Here is a 2,369-nt window from a genome sequence, read left to right as displayed (position 1 = left end):
TCGGAGCAGACCATCCGCTCGCTCACCAATTGGAAGTTCATCTGCCGAGCGGTTCGCTCCACCAAAACAGTGCAATATTATTAGTAATTGGTATAAGTCGCCGTTTCGCGCCATCCGGCAGAAACTCAAGGCGGCTCTGGCCGCCTTACCGTGGCGTCGTTCTGCCCCAACCGATCCGGATGGTGACGTGATCGGTTTTGCCAAGCGGCAGCGCTATGACGGCTTATTTTTACTGCTAGCGCTCAATTTGAAATTGTTTGCCCTGGATAAAGGATTCAATCTGGCCTTCATTCATACCAATTTGAGCAGCGGATGCACGTTCACCAAAGAATATGACTCCCATATTGAAGGAGTTTTGGAGGTTGCAATCTAGTGCACAAGCCACGAGAATTGGTATCAGGCTATCCACCCAGGCCATTCAACGTTTGCCTGGTATCACCTTGTTACCTCGTTATTCCTACATGCCGATTGGGCGCATCTTTCCAGCAATCCTTGTTGAGTGAAACTCCAGGAGCCTCTCGAAATGGGGATCGAGGCTCTCAAGTATAAGCACATTTATCTGTTCACGATCCACATGTTTTTGCTATATTCGGCCGCATAATCGAGGAGGAAGAGGGCGCCAAAGGTATTCTCATTAGTTATTTCGTTTGCGGGATTGGAGCTGGAATCTTTATGTTTTTCGTCCATTCTGCTGGAATTGGACCAGGTGCATCAGGTGCCGTTTTTGGGTTATTCACGATTAGTGTCTTACTAAAATTTCGCTGGAACTGGCGCAACTTGCTGGAAGTTTTAATCCTGGGGCAGTTCGTCGTGCAAAGGCTTCTGTCCGAGCTACAAAGCCTCGGTCAAGCCGACGCCATTAGCCATACAGCCCACGTTAGCGGTGCTTTGGTAGGTGCCATTCTGGTACTGCTACTCAAGCGATTGAAAGACAAGCGCCAACCTTCCTCGTCTGCCTTGGAGCGCTAGTCGCAGTAGCATCCGCTCTCGATTCCGGCTCGATTCAACGGGGATCGCGCCGCGATCGCCAGAACCTCGCACCTACCAAATAGCGCTCAGATCCAGCTCAAAGCCCGGTAGGACGTCCTCGCCCGAGAGCGTTTGGGGCGCTTCGCGGATCGTGGCCTGCTGTCCCGGTCGGTAAATCTCGACACGCTGGGTCTGGGGCTCAATCAGCCACCCCAAGCGCGTGCCGTTGTCGATATATTCGTGCATTTTTGCCTGCAGATCCGCGTAGCGCTGAACTTCCAGGTCGCTGGGACTGGCCAGTTCGATAACAAAGTCGGGCGCTAGGGGTGCAAAGCTCTCCTGTTCCTCGGCCGTCAGAGCCTGCCAGCGGCTCAGCTCGACCCACGAGGCATCAGGCGATCGCCGCGCCCCATTAGGCAGGGCATACATCCCGCTCGAGTCGAAGGCCTTGCCCCTACCGTCTCGATCCGCCCACACCGTCAGTTGGGCCGTGATGCGCGCGCTGCGACCGCTGGTGCCTGAACCAGTGGGCGGCATAACGAGCAGCTCTCCTTGGGCCGTTAGCTCCAGCCGCACTGTCTCATTGGCTGGCGCCAGGCGATCGAACTGCTTGGGGGTGAGCTGGAAGCGCTCCGGGATTTCAATAGCAGGCATGGCGGCGCCTTGTGATCGGCCTCGATGCGATCCAGCTTAGCCGCGATCGCGCTAGGGGATTGCCGCACCTACTGCAGCCAGCTTGACCGAGATTGAGCGCCGGCTAACGCTAGGTGTAGTCGATCTCGCGTACGCCTTTCGCGTCCCGGCACGTTTCCACGCGCTCGCGCACCATAGGGGCTAGCTCGGCAGGACCAGGGATGGCGCGCAAAATAACCTCCGGCCGGCTCTCGTCAGAAGAAACCAACTCCAGCGAACCTAGCCCAAAAATTCGCAGCAGCAGCGGCTTCACAATCGTAATGTCCTTGACGCGGTAGAGCTCTAAAATCTCAATGCGGCGGTTGAGTATGCCCGATTCGATTTGTAGCTGCTGCGCCGTCAGGCGATACCGCTGTGCCGCAAGGTCAACCCACCGCCAGATGCCCCAGATAACGGCAACGGCAACCGCGCCTATGGCCGCATAGTTGGCCGCCTCGCCCGCCGTCCTATCACCAACGACCGGGCCGAGCGCGGCAGCCAGCGGCTCCCTAGCGCAAACGGCCCCCACCGCAACGGCGCCGGCCAGCAAAAAGGCCGGCACGTTCAGAATCTGAGCTGGCTTGCCCTGCCAAACCGTGTCGCTCTCAACGGCCATCGCAACAACTCTAATACCAATTTGAGCAGCGGATGCACGCTTATCAAAGAACATGACTCCCATATTGAGGGAGTTTCGGAGGTCGCAATCTAGTGCATAAGCTACAAGGATT

General features: G+C 56.6%; 4 protein-coding genes. 2 read left to right on the top strand and 2 right to left on the bottom strand.

Annotated features, from left to right (window positions below; all coding sequences use genetic code 11):
* The first annotated feature begins 187 nt into the window (after positions 1-187).
* The gene (locus tag BRC58_05670; protein ID PSP17678.1) at positions 188-373 is read left to right on the top strand and encodes a hypothetical protein; all 186 of its coding nucleotides are present in this window, start codon (positions 188-190) and stop codon (positions 371-373) included.
* Positions 374-672: 299 nt separating this feature from the next.
* On the top strand, positions 673-969 hold the full coding sequence (locus BRC58_05665) for a hypothetical protein (protein ID PSP17677.1): 297 nt from the start codon (positions 673-675) through the stop codon (positions 967-969).
* 72 nt (positions 970-1,041) lie between these two features.
* Here BRC58_05665 and BRC58_05660 read toward each other — a convergent pair whose 3' ends face one another.
* Both BRC58_05660 and BRC58_05655 read right to left on the bottom strand, forming a co-directional pair.
* Positions 1,042-1,623, bottom strand: coding sequence for a Uma2 family endonuclease (locus BRC58_05660; protein PSP17676.1), 582 nt, complete (start codon positions 1,621-1,623; stop codon positions 1,042-1,044).
* Positions 1,624-1,732: 109 nt separating this feature from the next.
* Positions 1,733-2,320, bottom strand: coding sequence for a hypothetical protein (locus BRC58_05655; GenBank protein PSP17675.1), 588 nt, complete (start codon positions 2,318-2,320; stop codon positions 1,733-1,735).
* Positions 2,321-2,369 lie beyond the last annotated feature (49 nt).

It is taken from the genome of Cyanobacteria bacterium QS_8_64_29, assembly GCA_003022125.1.
GTDB lineage: Bacteria > Cyanobacteriota > Cyanobacteriia > Cyanobacteriales > Rubidibacteraceae > QS-8-64-29.
This window is presented reverse-complemented; position numbering and strand designations above follow the sequence as displayed.